This is a genomic window from Alterinioella nitratireducens (genome assembly GCF_013155465.1).
GTDB lineage: Bacteria > Pseudomonadota > Alphaproteobacteria > Rhodobacterales > Rhodobacteraceae > Alterinioella > Alterinioella nitratireducens.
The window spans coordinates 55,337-71,025 of sequence record NZ_JABJVX010000004.1; the positions used below are offsets into that span (position 1 = coordinate 55,337).

The 15,689-nt window shown below is 65.8% G+C and carries 14 protein-coding genes and 1 tRNA gene; 6 read left to right on the forward strand and 9 right to left on the reverse strand.

The annotated features are described in order from the left end of the window. Positions 1-13: 13 nt before the first annotated feature. Positions 14-3,208 carry a reductive dehalogenase gene (locus HNS34_RS07965; protein WP_172319527.1) on the forward strand — a complete coding sequence of 1,065 codons (3,195 nt, stop codon included), beginning with the start codon at positions 14-16 and terminating at the stop codon, positions 3,206-3,208. Between the two features lie 170 nt (positions 3,209-3,378). On the opposite strand, the gene HNS34_RS07970 is transcribed toward HNS34_RS07965, so the two are convergent. Continuing rightward, positions 3,379-4,206, reverse strand: coding sequence for a universal stress protein (locus HNS34_RS07970; RefSeq protein WP_172319528.1), 828 nt, complete (start codon positions 4,204-4,206; stop codon positions 3,379-3,381). Positions 4,207-4,357: 151 nt separating this feature from the next. On the opposite strand from HNS34_RS07970, the gene HNS34_RS07975 reads away from it, so the two are divergent. The 3 genes from HNS34_RS07975 to HNS34_RS07985 all read left to right on the forward strand — a co-directional run bounded on the left by HNS34_RS07975 (position 4,358) and on the right by HNS34_RS07985 (position 8,385). Continuing rightward, positions 4,358-5,608: a lytic murein transglycosylase gene (locus tag HNS34_RS07975; RefSeq protein ID WP_235952668.1), complete on the forward strand. Its 1,251-nt coding sequence runs from the start codon at positions 4,358-4,360 to the stop codon at positions 5,606-5,608. Between the two features lie 93 nt (positions 5,609-5,701). After that, entirely contained in the window at positions 5,702-6,655 is a 954-nt protein-coding gene (locus tag HNS34_RS07980; protein ID WP_172319529.1) for a hypothetical protein, read from the forward strand. Positions 6,656-6,780: 125 nt separating this feature from the next. Continuing rightward, the gene (locus tag HNS34_RS07985; protein WP_172319530.1) at positions 6,781-8,385 is read left to right on the forward strand and encodes a 5-guanidino-2-oxopentanoate decarboxylase; all 1,605 of its coding nucleotides are present in this window, start codon (positions 6,781-6,783) and stop codon (positions 8,383-8,385) included. Positions 8,386-8,389: 4 nt separating this feature from the next. Here HNS34_RS07985 and HNS34_RS07990 read toward each other — a convergent pair whose 3' ends face one another. The 3 genes from HNS34_RS07990 to HNS34_RS08000 all read right to left on the reverse strand — a co-directional run bounded on the left by HNS34_RS07990 (position 8,390) and on the right by HNS34_RS08000 (position 9,736). Beyond that, the gene (locus tag HNS34_RS07990) at positions 8,390-9,019 is read right to left on the reverse strand and encodes a DUF1989 domain-containing protein (protein WP_172319531.1); all 630 of its coding nucleotides are present in this window, start codon (positions 9,017-9,019) and stop codon (positions 8,390-8,392) included. 136 nt (positions 9,020-9,155) lie between these two features. Beyond that, a tRNA-Ala gene (locus tag HNS34_RS07995) sits at positions 9,156-9,231 on the reverse strand. 157 nt (positions 9,232-9,388) lie between these two features. Continuing rightward, a complete protein-coding gene (locus HNS34_RS08000) occupies positions 9,389-9,736 on the reverse strand; it encodes a TIGR02300 family protein (RefSeq protein WP_172319532.1) in 348 nt (115 codons plus the stop codon). Positions 9,737-9,850: 114 nt separating this feature from the next. Here HNS34_RS08000 and HNS34_RS08005 point away from each other — a divergent pair, with 114 nt between their 5' ends. Continuing rightward, a complete protein-coding gene (locus tag HNS34_RS08005; protein ID WP_172319533.1) occupies positions 9,851-10,552 on the forward strand; it encodes a M48 family metallopeptidase in 702 nt (233 codons plus the stop codon). Between the two features lie 26 nt (positions 10,553-10,578). Then, entirely contained in the window at positions 10,579-11,226 is a 648-nt protein-coding gene (locus tag HNS34_RS08010) for a GntR family transcriptional regulator (RefSeq protein ID WP_172319534.1), read from the forward strand. Positions 11,227-11,307: 81 nt separating this feature from the next. Here HNS34_RS08010 and HNS34_RS08015 read toward each other — a convergent pair whose 3' ends face one another. From HNS34_RS08015 to HNS34_RS08035, 5 genes are all read right to left on the reverse strand, one after another. Continuing rightward, positions 11,308-11,625, reverse strand: coding sequence for an SH3 domain-containing protein (locus HNS34_RS08015; protein ID WP_172319535.1), 318 nt, complete (start codon positions 11,623-11,625; stop codon positions 11,308-11,310). 10 nt (positions 11,626-11,635) lie between these two features. Beyond that, positions 11,636-13,024, reverse strand: coding sequence for a dihydrolipoyl dehydrogenase (gene lpdA, locus HNS34_RS08020; protein ID WP_172319536.1), 1,389 nt, complete (start codon positions 13,022-13,024; stop codon positions 11,636-11,638). A 159-nt stretch (positions 13,025-13,183) separates the two neighbouring features. Further along, complete coding sequence (locus tag HNS34_RS08025; RefSeq protein ID WP_172319537.1) at positions 13,184-13,573, reverse strand: MAPEG family protein; 390 nt, start codon at positions 13,571-13,573, stop codon at positions 13,184-13,186. After that, entirely contained in the window at positions 13,570-14,571 is a 1,002-nt protein-coding gene (locus HNS34_RS08030; RefSeq protein WP_172319538.1) for a glycosyltransferase family 2 protein, read from the reverse strand. The genes HNS34_RS08025 and HNS34_RS08030 overlap by 4 nt, the downstream gene beginning before the upstream one ends. Beyond that, positions 14,571-15,578, reverse strand: a complete 1,008-nt coding sequence (locus tag HNS34_RS08035) for a glycosyltransferase family 2 protein (RefSeq protein ID WP_172319539.1) — start codon at positions 15,576-15,578, stop codon at positions 14,571-14,573. Before HNS34_RS08035 ends, HNS34_RS08030 begins: the two co-directional genes overlap by 1 nt. Positions 15,579-15,689 lie beyond the last annotated feature (111 nt).

Consider the following 15,689-nt stretch of genomic DNA (forward strand, 5'->3'; position numbering starts at 1 on the left):
GACAGGACCGCTCATGACCCGCATCTTTTCCGACAAGTCCCGCCCCGTGCATCTGGGGCCCTTCCCGCTGGAACGGCTGGCGCGGGTGGCGCGCGTGGACCTGGACGCCGTAACGCCGATGCGGCCCCTGTCCTTCCGCAGGCCGGGGGCGCCGGAGAGCATCGTCAACGCGATGGGCGAATACCAGGCGATGATGGATGCGATCCGGATCGGGCTGGTCAACAAGGCGGTGGCCGAGATCCCCGCCGATCCGGTTGAGCGGTCGAACCACCTGAAATCATTCGGCTACTTCTCGGATGCCGCGATGGTGGGGGTGTGCGAGCTGCCGCGTGCGGCGCTGCTGGAAACCCCCGTCGAGAACCCCGATATCGACCGCCTGGCGCAGGATCTGCGCACCAAGCAGACCAAGACGCTGGCCTCGGGGATCGACATGATCATGGCCGACCTCAAGGAAAGCATGGAGGCCCCGGCGACGAGCATCGCAGGGCATAGCCATGCTCTGGTCTTCCTCTACGAGAACCCGCGCGCGCCGGAGCCAGGCGAGGAGGGCTGCGACTGGCTGGAGGATGCGCAGGAGCATCGCGCCTGCCTGCGGGCGACGGAAACCGCCTGCGTCATCGCCAATTACATCCGCATCCTGGGGTTCGACGCGCGTGCGCATTCCTCCAACGCCAGCGATGTGGACCTGAACAAGCTGGCCGTTGCGGCGGGGCTGGTCTGGGGGGAGTCCTTGCGCGCGCCCTATATCGGGGATCGCTTCGGGCTGGCGGCTGTGACCTGCGACCTGACGCTCGAGGCCGACAGGCCGCTGGCCCCCGAGGCGGCGCAGCCCGCGTTCCGCACCAGGGGCCCCGCGTGGCAATTGGGGATGGGCTTTGCCCGGTCGGGGCTGAACGGCAACCCTTATGACAAGCGCCGCTTCGTCGATGGCGCGCAGCCCTTTGAGAAGCTCAAACGCGTCGACACGCCCACCACCTATATCGACGAGCCCCGCGTCGCGCGGGTGCCGAAACGCGCCGACATGTTCGCCCGTGCGCAATTCGGCGATATGGGCAAGGCGTTGCAGGACGGGGCCAAGGGCGGGCATTACGTGCGCAAGGCCGCGCCCGCCTTTGCGCAGCGCCGCGCGCTTGGCGCTTTCGTGCTGTTGCAGGACGGCCCCGCCGGGGACGGTCCGCGCCCCGATGACGCCGCCCGCAATGCCGCCAATATAAAGGCGGCGAGCTATTTCCTGGGCGTCGATGCGGTGGGGATCAGCCGCTGCCCGGACTGGACGTGGTATTCCCATGACGCCGCCGGCGACCCGATCGACCCGCCGCATGACCAGGCCATCAGCATGATCATCGACCAGGGTTACGAGACGATGGAAGGATCCAGCGGCGATGACTGGATCGCGGTGGCGCAGTCGATGCGGGCCTATCTGCGGTTCTCGCTGCTCGGTGGCGTGATCGCCAAGCAGATCCGCAACCTCGGCTACAAGGCCAAGGCGCATACGGTGATGGATGGCGAGGTGTTGCAGCCGCCGCTGCTGCTGCTCTCGGGGCTGGGCGAGGTCTCCCGCATCGGCGAGGTGATCCTGAACCCCTATCTGGGCCCGCGCCTGAAATCCGGCGTGGTGACGACCGATATGCCGCTGACCCATGACAAGCCGATTGATTTCGGGCTGCAAAGCTTTTGCGAGTCCTGCAACAAATGCGCCCGCGAATGCCCGTCCGGCGCGATCACCGCCGGGCCGAAGCTGATGTTCAATGGCTACGAAATCTGGAAATCCGACAGCCAGAAATGCGCCACCTACCGGATCACCACCAAGGGCGGCGCGATGTGCGGGCGCTGCATGAAGACCTGCCCGTGGAACCTTGAGGGGCTGTTCAAGGAGGCCCCGTTCCGGTGGGCCGCGATGAAGCTGCCCAAGGCGGCCCCCGTGCTGGCGAAGCTGGATGATGCGGTCGGCAATGGCGGGCTGAACGATGTCAAGAAATGGTGGTGGGATATCGAGTTGCAGGAGGATGGCGGCTATCGCCCGACGCAGCACGCGGTCAACCGACGCGATTTGCAGACGGATCTGGACCTGAAATTCGAGGATCAGACGCTGGCCGTCTATCCCGCGCCGCTGGCCCCGCATCCCTGGCCCTACCCGTTCCACATGGACCGCGAGGCGGGGATCGAGGCCTATCAGGCGATGGTCACGGCGCGCGAATACCAGGCGCGGCTGAAGATGGGCGAGACCGGGTTCCTGCACAGCTACAAGGTTCCGGGCGATGCCCCCGTGATCCGGGTCGAGGTGACGAAGGCCGAAAAGATGACCCCCGAGGTGACCAAGTTCGAGTTCCGCGCGCTCGATGGCGGCGACTTGCCGGAATGGACCGCCGGGGCGCATCTGGATATTGTCGTCGCGCCCGAGTTCCTGCGCCAATACTCCATGTCCGGCGACCCGGCGGACCGGTCGAAATACCAGATCGGCGTGCTGCGCGAGGAGGGCGGGCGGGGCGGATCGGCGCTGATGCACCGGATCTTTGCCGAGGGGCGCAAGATCTTCATCTCCAAGCCGATCAACCACTTTGAGCTGGTGGAAGACGCCGGAAAAACCTTCCTCATGGGCGGTGGTATCGGGATCACGCCGATGATCGCCTTCGCCCACAGGCTGCACGCGTTGGGGCGCGATTTCGAGCTGCATTACTCCTGCTCCAGCCGGGGCGCCGCGGGGTATCTGGACGATCTGGCGGCGATGCCCTGGGCGGGCAGGGTGCAGTATCATTTCTCGGATGAAGGCAGCCGCGCCGATCTGCCCCGCATCCTGACCTATGCCCCCGGCACCCATGTCTATACCTGCGGGCCGGATCGCTACATGGCGGGCGTGATCGAGGCGGCGGAGGCGGCGGGCTTCCCGGACGAGGCGCGGCACCTGGAGTATTTCTCGGTCCCCGAGGTGCCGGATTACGTCAACCACCCCTTCACGCTGGAACTCAAGGATGGCCGCAGGCTGGAGGTGCCCGAGGACCGATCCGCCGCCGAGATGTTGCAGGAGGCCGGGATCGCCGTCGATATAAAATGCGAGGATGGCATCTGCGGTGTCTGCAAATGCGGCGTGCGGGAGGGCGCGGTGGAGCATCGCGATTTCGTGCTGTCCAAGGCGCAGCGCGAGGGCGCGATGATCACCTGCCAGAGCCGCGCCGCCAGCCCCGGCGCGGTGATCAAGCTGGATATCTAGCCAGGTTTAGTGGCGCACAATCTGCTCCGAAAACTGGTGCCCACTTTTCGGATTGCGCTCTTTTGAGGACGCGCAATCTGCTCCGAAAACCGGTGCCCACTTTTCGGATTGCGCTCTTTTGTGGACGCGCAATCTGGTCCGAAAACCGGTGCCCACTTTTCGGATTGCGCTTAGTGACTCATCAGCACCGGGATTTTCGGGGCTTTCAGGATGTCATGGGTGACGCCGCCAAAGATGTCCTGCGAGAACTTGGAATGTTCGAACGCGCCCATGACCAGCAATTCGGCCCCGACCTTCTGCGCGGCTTCGGCGATGATCCGGGCGATGGAGCGGCGGTCGCGGTCGACATGCATGGACACCGCGTGGATGCCGTGGCGCTCCAGCAATGTCATGATGCCGCCACCGGGCATGGCCGCGGGCAGGGTCTTGCCGATGGTCAGCACCGTGACCTTGGCCTTTTCCTCCAGCGTGGCCATCGCGTCGCCAAGCGCGCGGGCGGCGGATTTCTTGCCGTCCCAGGCGATGATCGCGTGGCGGGACAGCCCCTCGGCCTCGAACCCGTCGGGCACCACCAGCACCGGGCGGCCACTGTTCAGCGCCAGCGTGTCGGGATTGGCCGAGAGGTGCGATTCGGCGGTCGCGCCGCTATGCGGGCCGGTGACGATCAGGTCGTAATGGCGGGCAAGCTCGGACAGGCGAACGCCGCCCTCGGGCTCCAGGCTGATGAACTCGGAGCGGTCCTGCATCCCCGACTTCTCCATCGTGCGGGCGAACTTGCGCTTCACCTCGGTGATGCGGTCAGAGTCGAGGTTGCGAAGCTGCTTCATCAGGTCATGCGGGATCATCGCGTGATGGCGCGATTGCAACAGGTCGTTGCCGTGGCGCAGCACGCCGGTTAGGTGCGCGCCGTGGTGATCGGCCAGGCGCAGGGCATGGCGCAATTCGCCTCCGCCGCTGGTCTCGCCGCCATAGGCGCACAGGATGCTCTTCAGACTCATGCCGTTTCCCTCCGCTGGTCCTGACATGGATCATAGCGGGTTTCAGCCGACGGGACTTGATCCGGATCAATCGCGGGCGACCGGGCCATTGCAACGCCCGGTGGCTTCGGTGCAGGCTGGCCCGGACCCGACCCCAGGAGTGACCCACGCAATGACCCTTCGCCCGACCCGCCGCATGATCGCCCTCGGCCTGCCTGCGCTGGCCCTTGCGGGCTGTTCCACCGGGATCGGCGGCATCGCCCCGCCCGCGCGCAGCGCCAATGAATGGCGCACGGTGCCGAATGCCGATTTCGACGCCTGGCTGGCGGGGTTCCGGACCCGCGCGGTGGCCAGCGGCATCTCGGAGCCGACGGTGACGCGCGCCAGCCGCGAGATGGGCTATGTGCCGCTGGTGATCGAGCGCGACCGCAACCAGGCCGAGTTCAACCGCACGATGGAGGACTACCTTGCCATCGCCGCCTCGGATGAGCGGATTTCGCTAGGTCGCCAGAGGCTGCGCCAGCATGGCGGCACCCTGGACGGGATCGAGGCGGAATACGGCGTGCCGGGAAACGTGGTCGCGGCGATCTGGGGGATGGAGACCTTTTACGGCACGCGCATGGGCGATGCCCCGACGCTGGCCGCCATGGCCACGCTGACCTTTGACGGGCGGCGCGAGCGGTTCTTCAACGCGCAGCTTCTGTCGGCCTTGCGCACGCTGGACCGGGGCGATGCGCAGCTTGGCGATATGTATGGCTCCTGGGCGGGGGCGATGGGGCATACGCAGGTCATGCCCGAGGTGCTTGAGGAATACGGCGTCGATTTCAACCGCGACGGGCGCAAGGGCGCCTGGGAGGACGACCCGACCGACGCGCTCGCCACCACCGCCAATTACCTGCGCCGCTACGGCTGGCAGCGCGGCCGCCCCTGGGGGATGGAGGTGCAGGTGCCGGACGGGTTCGACGCCGACTTGGCCGGCCGCGGCAACGGGCGCAGCGTGGCGGCCTGGAACGCGGCGGGCGTGCGCGACATGGACGGGGCCCCGGTGCCCGATCACGGCGAGGCGGCGCTGCTTCTGCCGATGGGGGTGAACGGGCCGGGGATCATGGCGTTCCGCAACTTCTTTGCGATCCGGCGCTACAACCCCGCCGACAATTACGTCATCGGCATCGGGCATCTCTCCGACCGGCTGGTCGGCGGGCCGCCCATTCGCGGCACCTATCCGCCCGATGAATACGGGCTGACGCGGGCCGGACGGCAGGAGGTGCAACGCCTGCTGACCCGCGCGGGTTATGACACCGGCGGGGTGGATGGCGTGATCGGGCCGGCCAGCCAGTCGGCGATCCGCGACTACCAGCGCGCCAACGGTCTTGGCGTGGACGGCATCGCCAGCGCCGCCCTGCTGACCCATCTGCGAGGGTGAGCCGGGGTAAATCCAGGACAAACCTTGAGCGAACCCGGCGACTCCCCCTAGGCTGTAACCCTTAATCAAAGCAATTTTGGAGGGTTTTCACCAATGTCCCGTTTCGCATCCGCCACAGTCCTTGCCCTGGCCCTGTCGCTGCCTGCGGCGCCCGTTCTGGCGCAATCGCCGCTGACGCCGGTCTCGATCTCCGTCACCCGCTATGACACGCTGCCGCAATTGCAGCCCGATCACGGCATGGCCTGCTGCGCCCTGCCGATGCTGGAAAGCGGACCGGATCAGGATTTCTACTATATCGACCTGGATTTCAACGTCGCCTGGTCGGATGATCTGGACCGCGTCTCGATTTCGCGGCGCGACATCTTGCTGAATTTCGAGGGCGGCGACGAGGACGGGCTGCGCGCCTTCGGGCGGATCAACTACCTGCCGATGGTGGAACTCTCCGGCGGCTCCATCTCGGCCCGCCGCCCGCGCGACTGGCCCGATGAGACCGCGCAGGCGTTCCTGAACAACCTGTGGATGGTGCCAGACGGCGTCACGCAGGCGACCTTGACCGTGGGGGAGGAGGGCGAGCAATTCGAAATCATCCTGAACCTCGACATCCCCGTCAGCGAGATGATGAGCCCGCTGGAGACAGTCGAGGTCACGCTGAACGGCCTCTCCATCGACGAATCCATGTCGCGCGACCGGCGGCTGACGGGCGGCGAACTGGCCATCACCATGACGCCGACCATGGGGCAGCTTCTGCGGCTGGATGCGACGTTGAGGCCGCTGATGAACACCAAGACGGATTCCGATCAGGGTGAAAACCGCTTCTTCTTCTATAACAACTACATCTCGCTGGTCGGCCCCGATGGCATTCCCCTGGCCCCGCTGGGGCAGGATCTGAGCGGGTCGTTGCAGAACGATTACTCCAACTCGATCAGCTGGGATGACGAGGAGGCGAACGGCTCGGATCGCGGGCTCTATTTCCTCGGCGCGGGCACGCCGGGCACCTACCAGGTCTATTACCTCAGCGATCTGGTCGGCGAGATCACGCTGCAATAACCGGCCAGTGGCACGCATGGGCGGCGGATGGGCAATGGGCCCCCCGCCGCCCATTTTCGTGCTGGCCATTCGGGCGGCCCGGTGGTCAACTCCCCGCGCGATGGCAAGAACGGAGGACCGGCCCGATGAGCATGACCTGTGGCGAAGCGACGATGCGCCTTCTGGCGCGCTATGGCGTGAGCACCGTCTTCGGTATTCCCGGCGTTCACACGCTGGATCTGTGCCGGGGCCTGACCGGCGGCGACAATGCGGGCGCGATCACCCATATCCGGGCGCGCAATGAACAGGGCGCGGGCTACATGGCCGAGGGGTGGGCGCGCGCGACCGGCGAGGTCGGGGTGGCCGTCGTCATCTCCGGCCCCGGCGTGACCAATGCGGCCACCGCTGTGGGGCAGTGCTATGCCGACAGCCTGCCGATGCTGCTGATCTCGGCCGAGCCGCCGACGCGAACGCTTGGCAAGGGGTGGGGCGTATTGCACGAGATCACCGAACAACGCGGCGTGACCGAGCCGATCTGCGCGTTTTCCGCCACCGCGCATTGTGCCGCCGACATCCCCGACCTGGTGGCGCGCGCCTTTGCCGCCTTCAACAGCCAGCGGCCCCGCCCGGTGCATATCTCTTTGCCGATGGATGTGCAGGCCGAGTTGGTGGACGAGATCTGGGAGGCCGTTCCGCTGCCCGCCCGCCCGGCACCCGATATGGCTTTGGTCGACCGCGCGGCGGAATTGTTGCGGGGGGCCAAGCGCCCCCTGATCCTGCCCGGCGGCGGCGCGACCGGGGCGGCGGCGGACCTGACCGCGATTGCCGAGGCGCTGGGCGCCGCCGTGATTCCATCCAGCGCGGGCAAGGGGATCGTACCGGATGATCACCCGCTGTCGCTCTCTGCCGCGATGGGCAAGCCTGAAGTCAGGGACTTCGCGGCCAAGGCCGATGTGATCCTGGCCGTCGGCACGGAACTGGCCGAGACCGACAGCTATGTCGAGCGGATGGACCTGCCCGGCGACATCATCCGCGTCGATATCGACCCGACCAAGATCAGCGATCTCTACCCGCCCAAGATCGGCATCGTGGGGGATACGAAACACGCCATGGCGCGGCTGCGCAAGGCGCTGGAGGGGGGCGCGGCGGTGTGCGATCCGCGACCGGAATTGGTGCAGGTCCGCGAGAGCATCGCCGCCACGCTCAGCCCCGCCGAGCGTCAGCATGTGCGCCTGACGAGGATCATGGACGAGGTCGCGCCCGAGGGCACGATCTGGTCCGCCGATGCGACGCAGATCGCCTATACCGGGCTCTTCTCCCTGCCCACGCGCGCGCCGCGCCACTGGATGTATCCGGCGGGGTTCTGCTCGCTCGGCAATGCGCTGCCCAATGCGATCGGCGCGATGAAGGCGCGGCCCGGCGTGCCGGTGGCGGCGATGGTGGGCGATGGCGGATTCATGTTCACCATGCCCGAGATCCTGGTGGCCGCCGAACAGGGCCTGTCCCTGCCCATCGTGATCTGGAACAACGAGGCGCTGAAACAGATCCGCGACGACATGGATGCGCGCGGCATCGACCGGGTCGGAATCGACGGGATCAACCCGGATTTCCAGATGCTGGCACGGTCCTGTCAATGCCATGCGGAATGCCCGGGATCGGAGGCGGAATTCCGCGAGGTCTTCGCGGCGGCCTTCAAGGCGGGTCGCCCGACGCTGATCGAGGTGCGCGAAGGCAGCGACTGGCTGCTGTGACGCGCTACCGCGCGACGGCGTAATGCACCGGCATCGGTGTGCAGTCCGGGCCGTTGATCGGGGCCGCGCCGCTGCCCGGTGGGACATCCATCGGGCAGGTCGAGAGCACGAGAAAAAGGTCGCAGAGCGCGCGGAAGGTAACGTTATCGCCCGGACGGCTGAGCGGCGCGGTGACGGTGACGGAATTGCCCTCGACCGGCACATTCATCCACAGGTTCAGCGGGTTCGGCGCGGTATCGGCATGGAGGCCCTGTTCGGCCAGCGCGGCGATGAAATTGTCGCGGCAATTGGCATGACCGGGGGCACAGCCGAGATGCGCATAGAGCCACGGATCGCAACAGGCCACGATGGTGTCATGCGTGCCGGGAAAACTGTCCTCCACCAGAGCCAGCATGGGCGTGCGGCGATTGCTGAGCATGTGGTCGCCTGTCACCGGATGCAGATGGCCGGTGACGCGACGGGTATGCTCCATCGACAGAACCTCGGATGGGTCATTCGCGCTCACGGCCCAGGTGTCGACGACCTGGCTGCCATGCGTGTTGGTGATGCGGATGCGGTCGCCGGGGCGCAGCCGGATGGCGGTGCCCGTGCGGGCGGGCAGTTCGGTGGGTGGGCCGAAATCGGGTGCGGTCATGGCTGGTATCCGGGACTGGACAGGGATCGGAGCATTGTAGGCGGCGTCGGAGAAGGGATCAATTTCGGGCAGGGGGATCCTCTCGCATATCCTTGGGATATGCTGCCGGATCGTGCAGCTTGCGTTGCAAGGTGCTTGGTGGAGCCTAGCGGGATCGAACCGCTGACCTCCTGCATGCCATGCAGGCGCTCTCCCAGCTGAGCTAAGGCCCCGAATACCGCCGCTGTCGCGACCGTAGGCGCGGTTTATGGGAGAGCGCGGACAGGATCAAGGGAAAAATTCGCGGCCCTTTACCCCGGCAATCCGGCACGAAAAAAGGCGGGCATGATGGATGCCCGCCCCGTCTCGTTCTCCGCAAGTCGGACCCGCTCAGCTGTCGTCGTCATCCGAGGCGACATCGGCCAGATCGTCCAGCGCGACGGTATCGTCGTCGTCGTCATCCTCGAGCAGATCGTCATCCAGTTCGATGTCGTCATCGTCATCTTCCAGGATCGCATCCGCATCATCGACCACGGCGGCATCATCGCCATCCTTGGCCTTCGCCTTGGTTGCGGATTTGTCGGGCTTGTCGGCGGTCAGGCTGCGCGACCCCTTGCCGGTGTCGATATTCACGACCTCGCCGGTATACGGGCTGACGACAGGCGACTGGTTCAGGTCATAGAACCGCTTGCCGGTGGTTGGGCAGACCCGTTTGACGCCCCATTCTTCTTTGGGCATGACACCCCCTTCAATCATCGCTATCGAGTGAATGCGGTCACCTGACACAATGTTCCGGGGCTGTCAAAGCCTTTCCTCGGCTGCCGGGGGTGGGCCAATGAGGAAAGCGGGCGCATGGGGCGGAAAACCCATATTCTGGACGGAGATCCACCGATCGAGGTGGCGCTGAAGCGCAATCCGCGGGCGCGGCGGTTCACCTTGCGGGTCTCGCGCTCGGGCGGGACGGTCAGCCTGTCGATGCCGCCCTTCGCGCGCGAGGCCGAGGCGCTGTCCTTCCTGCACGATCGCGCCGGTTGGGTGCGCAAGCATCTGTCGGATGCACCGGGCCCCAGGCGGCCCGAGATCGGCGGCAGCTTTCCCGTGCAGGGCGTGGAACGGCTGGTGCAGGCCGCACACGGACGCGCCGCACGGTTTCGCGATGGCGTGCTGTTCATGCCCGAGGGACCACGCGGGCCGGTGGCGCTGACCTCCCTCCTGAAACGCATGGCGCGCGAGGAATTGGCGGCACGCTGCGCGGTTCATGCACGAGCGCTTGGCCGGTCCCACGGCAAGATCACGCTGCGCGATACGCGGTCGCGCTGGGGCAGTTGTTCCTCGCGCGGGGATCTGATGTTCTGTTGGCGGCTGATCATGGCGCCGCCCGAGGTCTTGGATTACGTCGCCGCGCATGAGGTCGCGCATCTGGCCCATATGGACCATTCGCCCGCCTTCTGGGCCACCTGCGCGCGGCTTTGCCCCGGCTACGCCGCGCCGCGGGGGTGGTTGAAGGCGCAGGGCTCCGAGCTTCTGGCCTGGCGCTTTGACAGCTTGCCCTGAGGGGCGGCTTGTGATCACGTAATTTCATGCTGTTGAACCCCCGCCCGCCCGATGCCGGTGTCGCCCATGACCGCGTGTTCCGCACCTTGCGGACCCGGATCATGCATGGCGAGATTGCACCGGGCCAGGCGCTGACGCTGCGCGGGATCGGCAAGGAGTTTGGCGTCTCGATGACGCCCGCCCGCGAGGCGGTGCGGCGGCTGGTCAGCGAAGGGGCGCTGTCTCTGTCCTCGTCGGGGCGGGTCGGGACGCCGGAACTGAGTAATGACCGGATCGAGGAGCTGGCCGCGATCCGGGCGCTGCTGGAGCCGGAACTGGCCGCGCGCGCGCTGCCGCGGGCGCATCTGGCACTGCTGGATCGGCTGGATACGATCAACACCACCGTGGCCGAGGCGGTCGCGAAACGCGATGCCGTGGGCTATATCCGCGCCAACCTGGAGTTTCACCGCACCCTCTACCTGCGCGCGCAGGCCCCGGCGATGCTGGCGCTGGCGGAAACGGTCTGGTTGCAGATGGGCCCGACGATGCGTGCGCTTTACGGGCGGCTCAGGCGGACCGATCCGCCACGTCACCACCGGCTGATTCTGGCGGCGTTGAAGGCGGGGGACGAGCCGGGGTTGCGCGTGGCGGTGCGGGCCGATGTGACGCAAGGCTTGCGGCTCTTGGCGGGGTAGGGGATCGAATTGCTTCGCAATCCGACGAATTGGGGGGCCAGCCCCCCAAACCCCCCGGGATATTTCCGGAACAAAGAAAGGTCAGGTCGGGGCAAGGTGCGAGGCGGGGAGCCAGCCTTCGTTGCCCGTGCGGTCGCGGCACCAGTGCCAGCCGGCGCGGGTCTTGAGGCTTGTGACGATCATGCCGGGATGCACCGTCAGTTCCGCCGTGTCGAAATCTGACGCGACGCGGCCCCCCTCGAGCAGGCTGGCCGGGATCCAGCCGCCGAGGCCGCTGGCATTCGTGACCCATTGCCAGCCGGGATAGTCGTCGTCCATCCGTCCGGGCGTGACGCTGTCGCCCGCGCGGACGGCAAGCGCCGGCACGTAGGTCGCGCGCCAGGCGGAGGTGACGCGCATGCTGCGCGGTTCAGGCGTGGATGGCGCCATCGCCGCACGCGAGCGCGGCTTCCCGCACGGCCTCCGAATAGGTGGGGTGGGCGTGGCAGGTCAGCGCCAGGTCCTGCGCGCTGGCCCCGAATTCCATAGCGACGCAGACCTCGTGGATCAGATCGCCCGCCGAGGGGCCGATGATATGCGCGCCGAGGATACGGTCGGTCTCCTTGTCGGCCAGGATCTTGACGAAGCCTTCGCCCTGGAACACGGCCTTGGCCCGGCCATTGCCCATGAAGGAGAACTTGCCCACCTTGTAGGCGCGGCCTTCGTCCTTCAGCGCCTCTTCGGTCTTGCCGACGGTCGCGACCTCGGGCGTGGTGTAGATGACGCCCGGAATGACGCCGTAATTCACATGGCCATGCTTGCCCGCAAGTACTTCGGCCACCGCCATGCCCTCATCCTCGGCCTTGTGGGCCAGCATCGGGCCGGGGATGGCGTCGCCGATGGCATAGATGCCCTTGACGCTGGTGGCCCAGGTATCGTCGGTCTTGATCTGGCCACGGTCGGTCATCTCGACGCCGAGCTTGTCGAGGCCGAGGCCGTCGACGTAAGGTTTGCGCCCCGTCGCGACCAGCACGACATCGGCGTCGATCTGGTGCTCGCTCTCCTTCTTGCGCAGGGTGTAGTTCACCTTGGCCTTGGTCTTGAGCGCCTCGACGCTGGAGACCGCCGCGCCCATGACGAAATTCATCCCCTGTTTCTTGAGGATGCGCTGGAAGGTCTTGGCGACCTCGCCGTCCATGCCCGGTGTGATGGCGTCGAGATATTCGATCACCGTGACCTCGGCCCCGAGGCGGGCATAGACCGAGCCAAGCTCCAGCCCGATCACACCCGCGCCGATCACCACCATCTTCCTGGGCGTCTTGGACAGGCTCAGCGCGCCCTCGGAGGTGACCACGACCTTTTCATCGACCTCGACACCGGGGAGCGATGAGGGCTCCGACCCCGAGGCGATGATGATGTTCCTGGCCTCGTGCGTGTCGTCGCCGACCTTGACCTTGCCCGCCTCGGGGATCGAGCCCCAGCCCTTCAGCCAGTCGATCTTGTTCTTCTTGAATAGGAATTCGATGCCCTTGGTGTTCTGGCCGATCACCTCGTCCTTGTATTCCAGCATCGCGGGCCAGTCGACCGACGGCGATTTGCCCTTGAGGCCCATCTTGGCGAAGTTGTGCTCGGCCTCGTGCAGCATGTGGCTGGCATGGAGCAGCGCCTTGGAGGGGATGCAGCCGATATTGAGGCAGGTGCCGCCGAGCGTCTCGCGCCCCTCGACCACCGCCGTTTTCAGACCCAGCTGCGCGCAGCGGATGGCGCAGACATAGCCGCCGGGGCCGGAACCGATGATGATCACGTCATAGCTTGCCATGTCAGGGTCTCCTTGTCAGAGGCACGGGGCCGATTTCCCCAAGGTTTGGGCCGTTCGCGACGCGAGGTCAACCGGAATTGGAAAGCGGCGCCAAAATCGGGGCGGTTTTTCGCGCGCGTTTCTCCGCGTGCCGAATTGTGTGATCACAAATGGGCGGGCTCAGACCAGGGCGGCGCAGAGCATCACGATTGTGGCCAGGAATCCCAGCCCCCAGATCGCCGAGCGCCACATGCCGACGGCGATCACATAGGCCGGGACATAGAGGATGCGCGCGACCAGATAGGCCCAGGCGCTGGTGACGGTCACGGCGCTGGACTGGTCCGAGACGGTGATGACCATGACGGCGATGGAGAACAGGATCAGCCCCTCGAAATGGTTGTCCTGCGCGCGTTTCAGCCGCCCGGCCAGCCCGTGCAATTCCAGCGGCTGGTCGCGCGGGCCGGTCGTCTTGGCGGGTCCAAGCTGGATGTTCGCGGGCACGGCCATGATGACGAATTGCACCACTTGCAGCAGCGCGGCCAAGGTCAGGGCGGTCAGTTCCTGGGTCATTCGGCAGCTTGTGGCAGATCGGCGGGGTCGGTCGTCCACTCGGCGATCTTCTCGGGGGTCAGGATGCGATCGCGGCGCTCATGGAACCAATGCAGCGCGGCCTGTTCGAGATGGTAGAGGATCATGTCGTCGCGCAACTCCTCAAGCTCCTCCTTCAACGCGGGCAGGATGCGCAGGATCGACGCATCCTCGACATCGTTGCGGTTGCAGCGGGTGTAGAAGATCGAGTCCATGAAATACTTGCCCAGGCCTAGCGTATTCGCCGCGCCCCTGTCGTTCTTCATCAGGAAGGTATCGTCCGAGCGCACGGCGTAATGGTTGATCTGGGCGTTGTCCCAGGTCAGTTCCGCCCGGTCCATCTTGCGGTGGCGTTCATGGGCCGGTTTGAACATCGAATCCGTGGTGATGGCATTGCCACGCGTGTTGTGGTTGCGCACTTTCGGATGGGTCGGGTTCTTGGGCATGTGGATCGAGATCGTGTTGAACTTGCGCGCCTTGAACAGGGCCTTGTGCAGGCAGGAATTCCAGGCCGGTTCGGCGCGGGCGCGGGTGAAGTTCTCGGTCACCAGCCCGCCGGGCCAGGTCTTGTGGCCATTGTTGCCGAAGAGGCGCCAGGCGATGGCCACCGTCTCGGTCGGCGGCATCAGGTCCAGCAGGTCATCGACATGGCCGTCGCCGCAAGTGACATTGAGAAATTCGTCGCTATCGACATGCAGGCACCATTCGGCCAGCACGAGATCGTCGATCTCCTCACGCGCGATGCGCAAGCTCTCCATCTGCGGCCGTCCCGCCCCGCGCCAGTCATTGCGCAGGTGGCGGACATAACCCATCTGCTCCAGCCGATCCAGCATCAGGTCGGTGCCATCGGTGCAATTGTTGGTGACGACGACCGCCTTCTCGAACCCGATCACGCGGTAATAGGCGATCCATTCCAGCAGGAACATGCCCTCGTTGCGCATGCAGCTGAGCACGATCTTTGACCCGTGGCGGCTTTCCATCAGGCGGCCTTTGCGGGGGTGTCGGCGCCCTCGACCGGCAGGGTCCATTCGGCGATACGCTCGGGCGTCAGAACGCGGTCGCGGCGGTTGTCCCACCAGATCTGCGCGGCCTGTTCCAGCGTCGCCAGCAGGGGATCGGCACGCATTTCGGACATCCTTTCGCTGACCTCGGGCATGTGCCGCAGGATCGAGCTGTCGGAGCGGCGATTGGTGTTGTAGCGGCGGTGGAAGGTGGAGTTCAGGTAGCGTTTCGTGCCGCCCTGGTTGGCCCCGTCGCCACGGTCGTTCTTGAGCAGGAACAGATCCTCGGACTTGATCGTGTAATGGTTCAGGCAGGCCCCTTCCCAGGTCAGCTTGGCCCGGTCCATGCCGCGATGGCGTTCATGCGCGGCGGTATAGAGCGCGGCGGCGTCGATCTCCTCGCCCATGGCGTTGCATTGGCGCGCGTCGGGGCGCAGGGGGTGTTTCGGCATATGGACATGGATGCCCTGGAACTTGCGCGGCTTGAACAGGGCCTTGTGGAAGGCATTGTTCCAGAACGGTTTCTTGTCGCAGCGGAGGAAGTTTTCCAGCACCGTGCCGCCGGGCCAGGTCTTGTGACCGCTATCGCCGAAGGGCCGCCAGGCGATGGCGCAGGCGTCGAAGCCTTGCGCGACCTCGATCAGGTCGTCGATTTGATGATCGCCGTGAAAGATGTTCAGAAATTCGTCGCTGTCGATATGCAGAAGCCAGTCGGCCTCACCCACGATGGGCAATTCCTCCTTCGCCTTGCGCAGCCCGAAGATCTGCGGGCTTTCCGCGCCATAGGCATTGTTGCGCAGATGGGTCACGAGGCCCATTTCCTGCATCCGGTCCAGCATCAGGTCGGTGCCATCGGTGCAGTCATTGGTGATGACGACGAGGTTGTCGAAGCCGAGCGCGCCGTAAAAGGCGACCCATTCCAGCAGAAAGAGCCCCTCGTTGCGCATGCAGGACAGGACGGTTCGGGTGCCAAAGCGACTGCTCATCGCGTGCCTCGTTCGGTGACTGCTCGGGTTTGCGGTCTTTGCCGCTTTGGCGACAGTATGGAGGAGAGGTCAAAATTTGGCAAATGAAAGCGCCCGGTCCTGTGACGGACC

What these genes read in the sequence shown, in the direction of transcription:
- HNS34_RS08035 (WP_172319539.1), bottom strand. Translation starts at nt 15,578, where the DNA reads ATGAGCAGTCGCTTTGGCACCCGAACCGTCCTGTCCTGCATGCGCAAC.
- HNS34_RS08025 (WP_172319537.1), bottom strand. Translation starts at nt 13,573, where the DNA reads ATGACCCAGGAACTGACCGCCCTGACCTTGGCCGCGCTGCTGCAAGTG.
- HNS34_RS08005 (WP_172319533.1), top strand. Translation starts at nt 9,851, where the DNA reads ATGGGGCGGAAAACCCATATTCTGGACGGAGATCCACCGATCGAGGTG.
- HNS34_RS08000 (WP_172319532.1), bottom strand. Translation starts at nt 9,736, where the DNA reads ATGCCCAAAGAAGAATGGGGCGTCAAACGGGTCTGCCCAACCACCGGC.
- lpdA (WP_172319536.1), bottom strand. Translation starts at nt 13,024, where the DNA reads ATGGCAAGCTATGACGTGATCATCATCGGTTCCGGCCCCGGCGGCTAT.
- HNS34_RS07970 (WP_172319528.1), bottom strand. Translation starts at nt 4,206, where the DNA reads ATGAGTCTGAAGAGCATCCTGTGCGCCTATGGCGGCGAGACCAGCGGC.
- HNS34_RS08015 (WP_172319535.1), bottom strand. Translation starts at nt 11,625, where the DNA reads ATGCGCGTCACCTCCGCCTGGCGCGCGACCTACGTGCCGGCGCTTGCC.
- HNS34_RS07985 (WP_172319530.1), top strand. Translation starts at nt 6,781, where the DNA reads ATGAGCATGACCTGTGGCGAAGCGACGATGCGCCTTCTGGCGCGCTAT.
- HNS34_RS07980 (WP_172319529.1), top strand. Translation starts at nt 5,702, where the DNA reads ATGTCCCGTTTCGCATCCGCCACAGTCCTTGCCCTGGCCCTGTCGCTG.
- HNS34_RS07975 (WP_235952668.1), top strand. Translation starts at nt 4,358, where the DNA reads ATGACCCTTCGCCCGACCCGCCGCATGATCGCCCTCGGCCTGCCTGCG.
- HNS34_RS08010 (WP_172319534.1), top strand. Translation starts at nt 10,579, where the DNA reads ATGCTGTTGAACCCCCGCCCGCCCGATGCCGGTGTCGCCCATGACCGC.
- HNS34_RS07965 (WP_172319527.1), top strand. Translation starts at nt 14, where the DNA reads ATGACCCGCATCTTTTCCGACAAGTCCCGCCCCGTGCATCTGGGGCCC.
- HNS34_RS07990 (WP_172319531.1), bottom strand. Translation starts at nt 9,019, where the DNA reads ATGACCGCACCCGATTTCGGCCCACCCACCGAACTGCCCGCCCGCACG.
- HNS34_RS08030 (WP_172319538.1), bottom strand. Translation starts at nt 14,571, where the DNA reads ATGGAAAGCCGCCACGGGTCAAAGATCGTGCTCAGCTGCATGCGCAAC.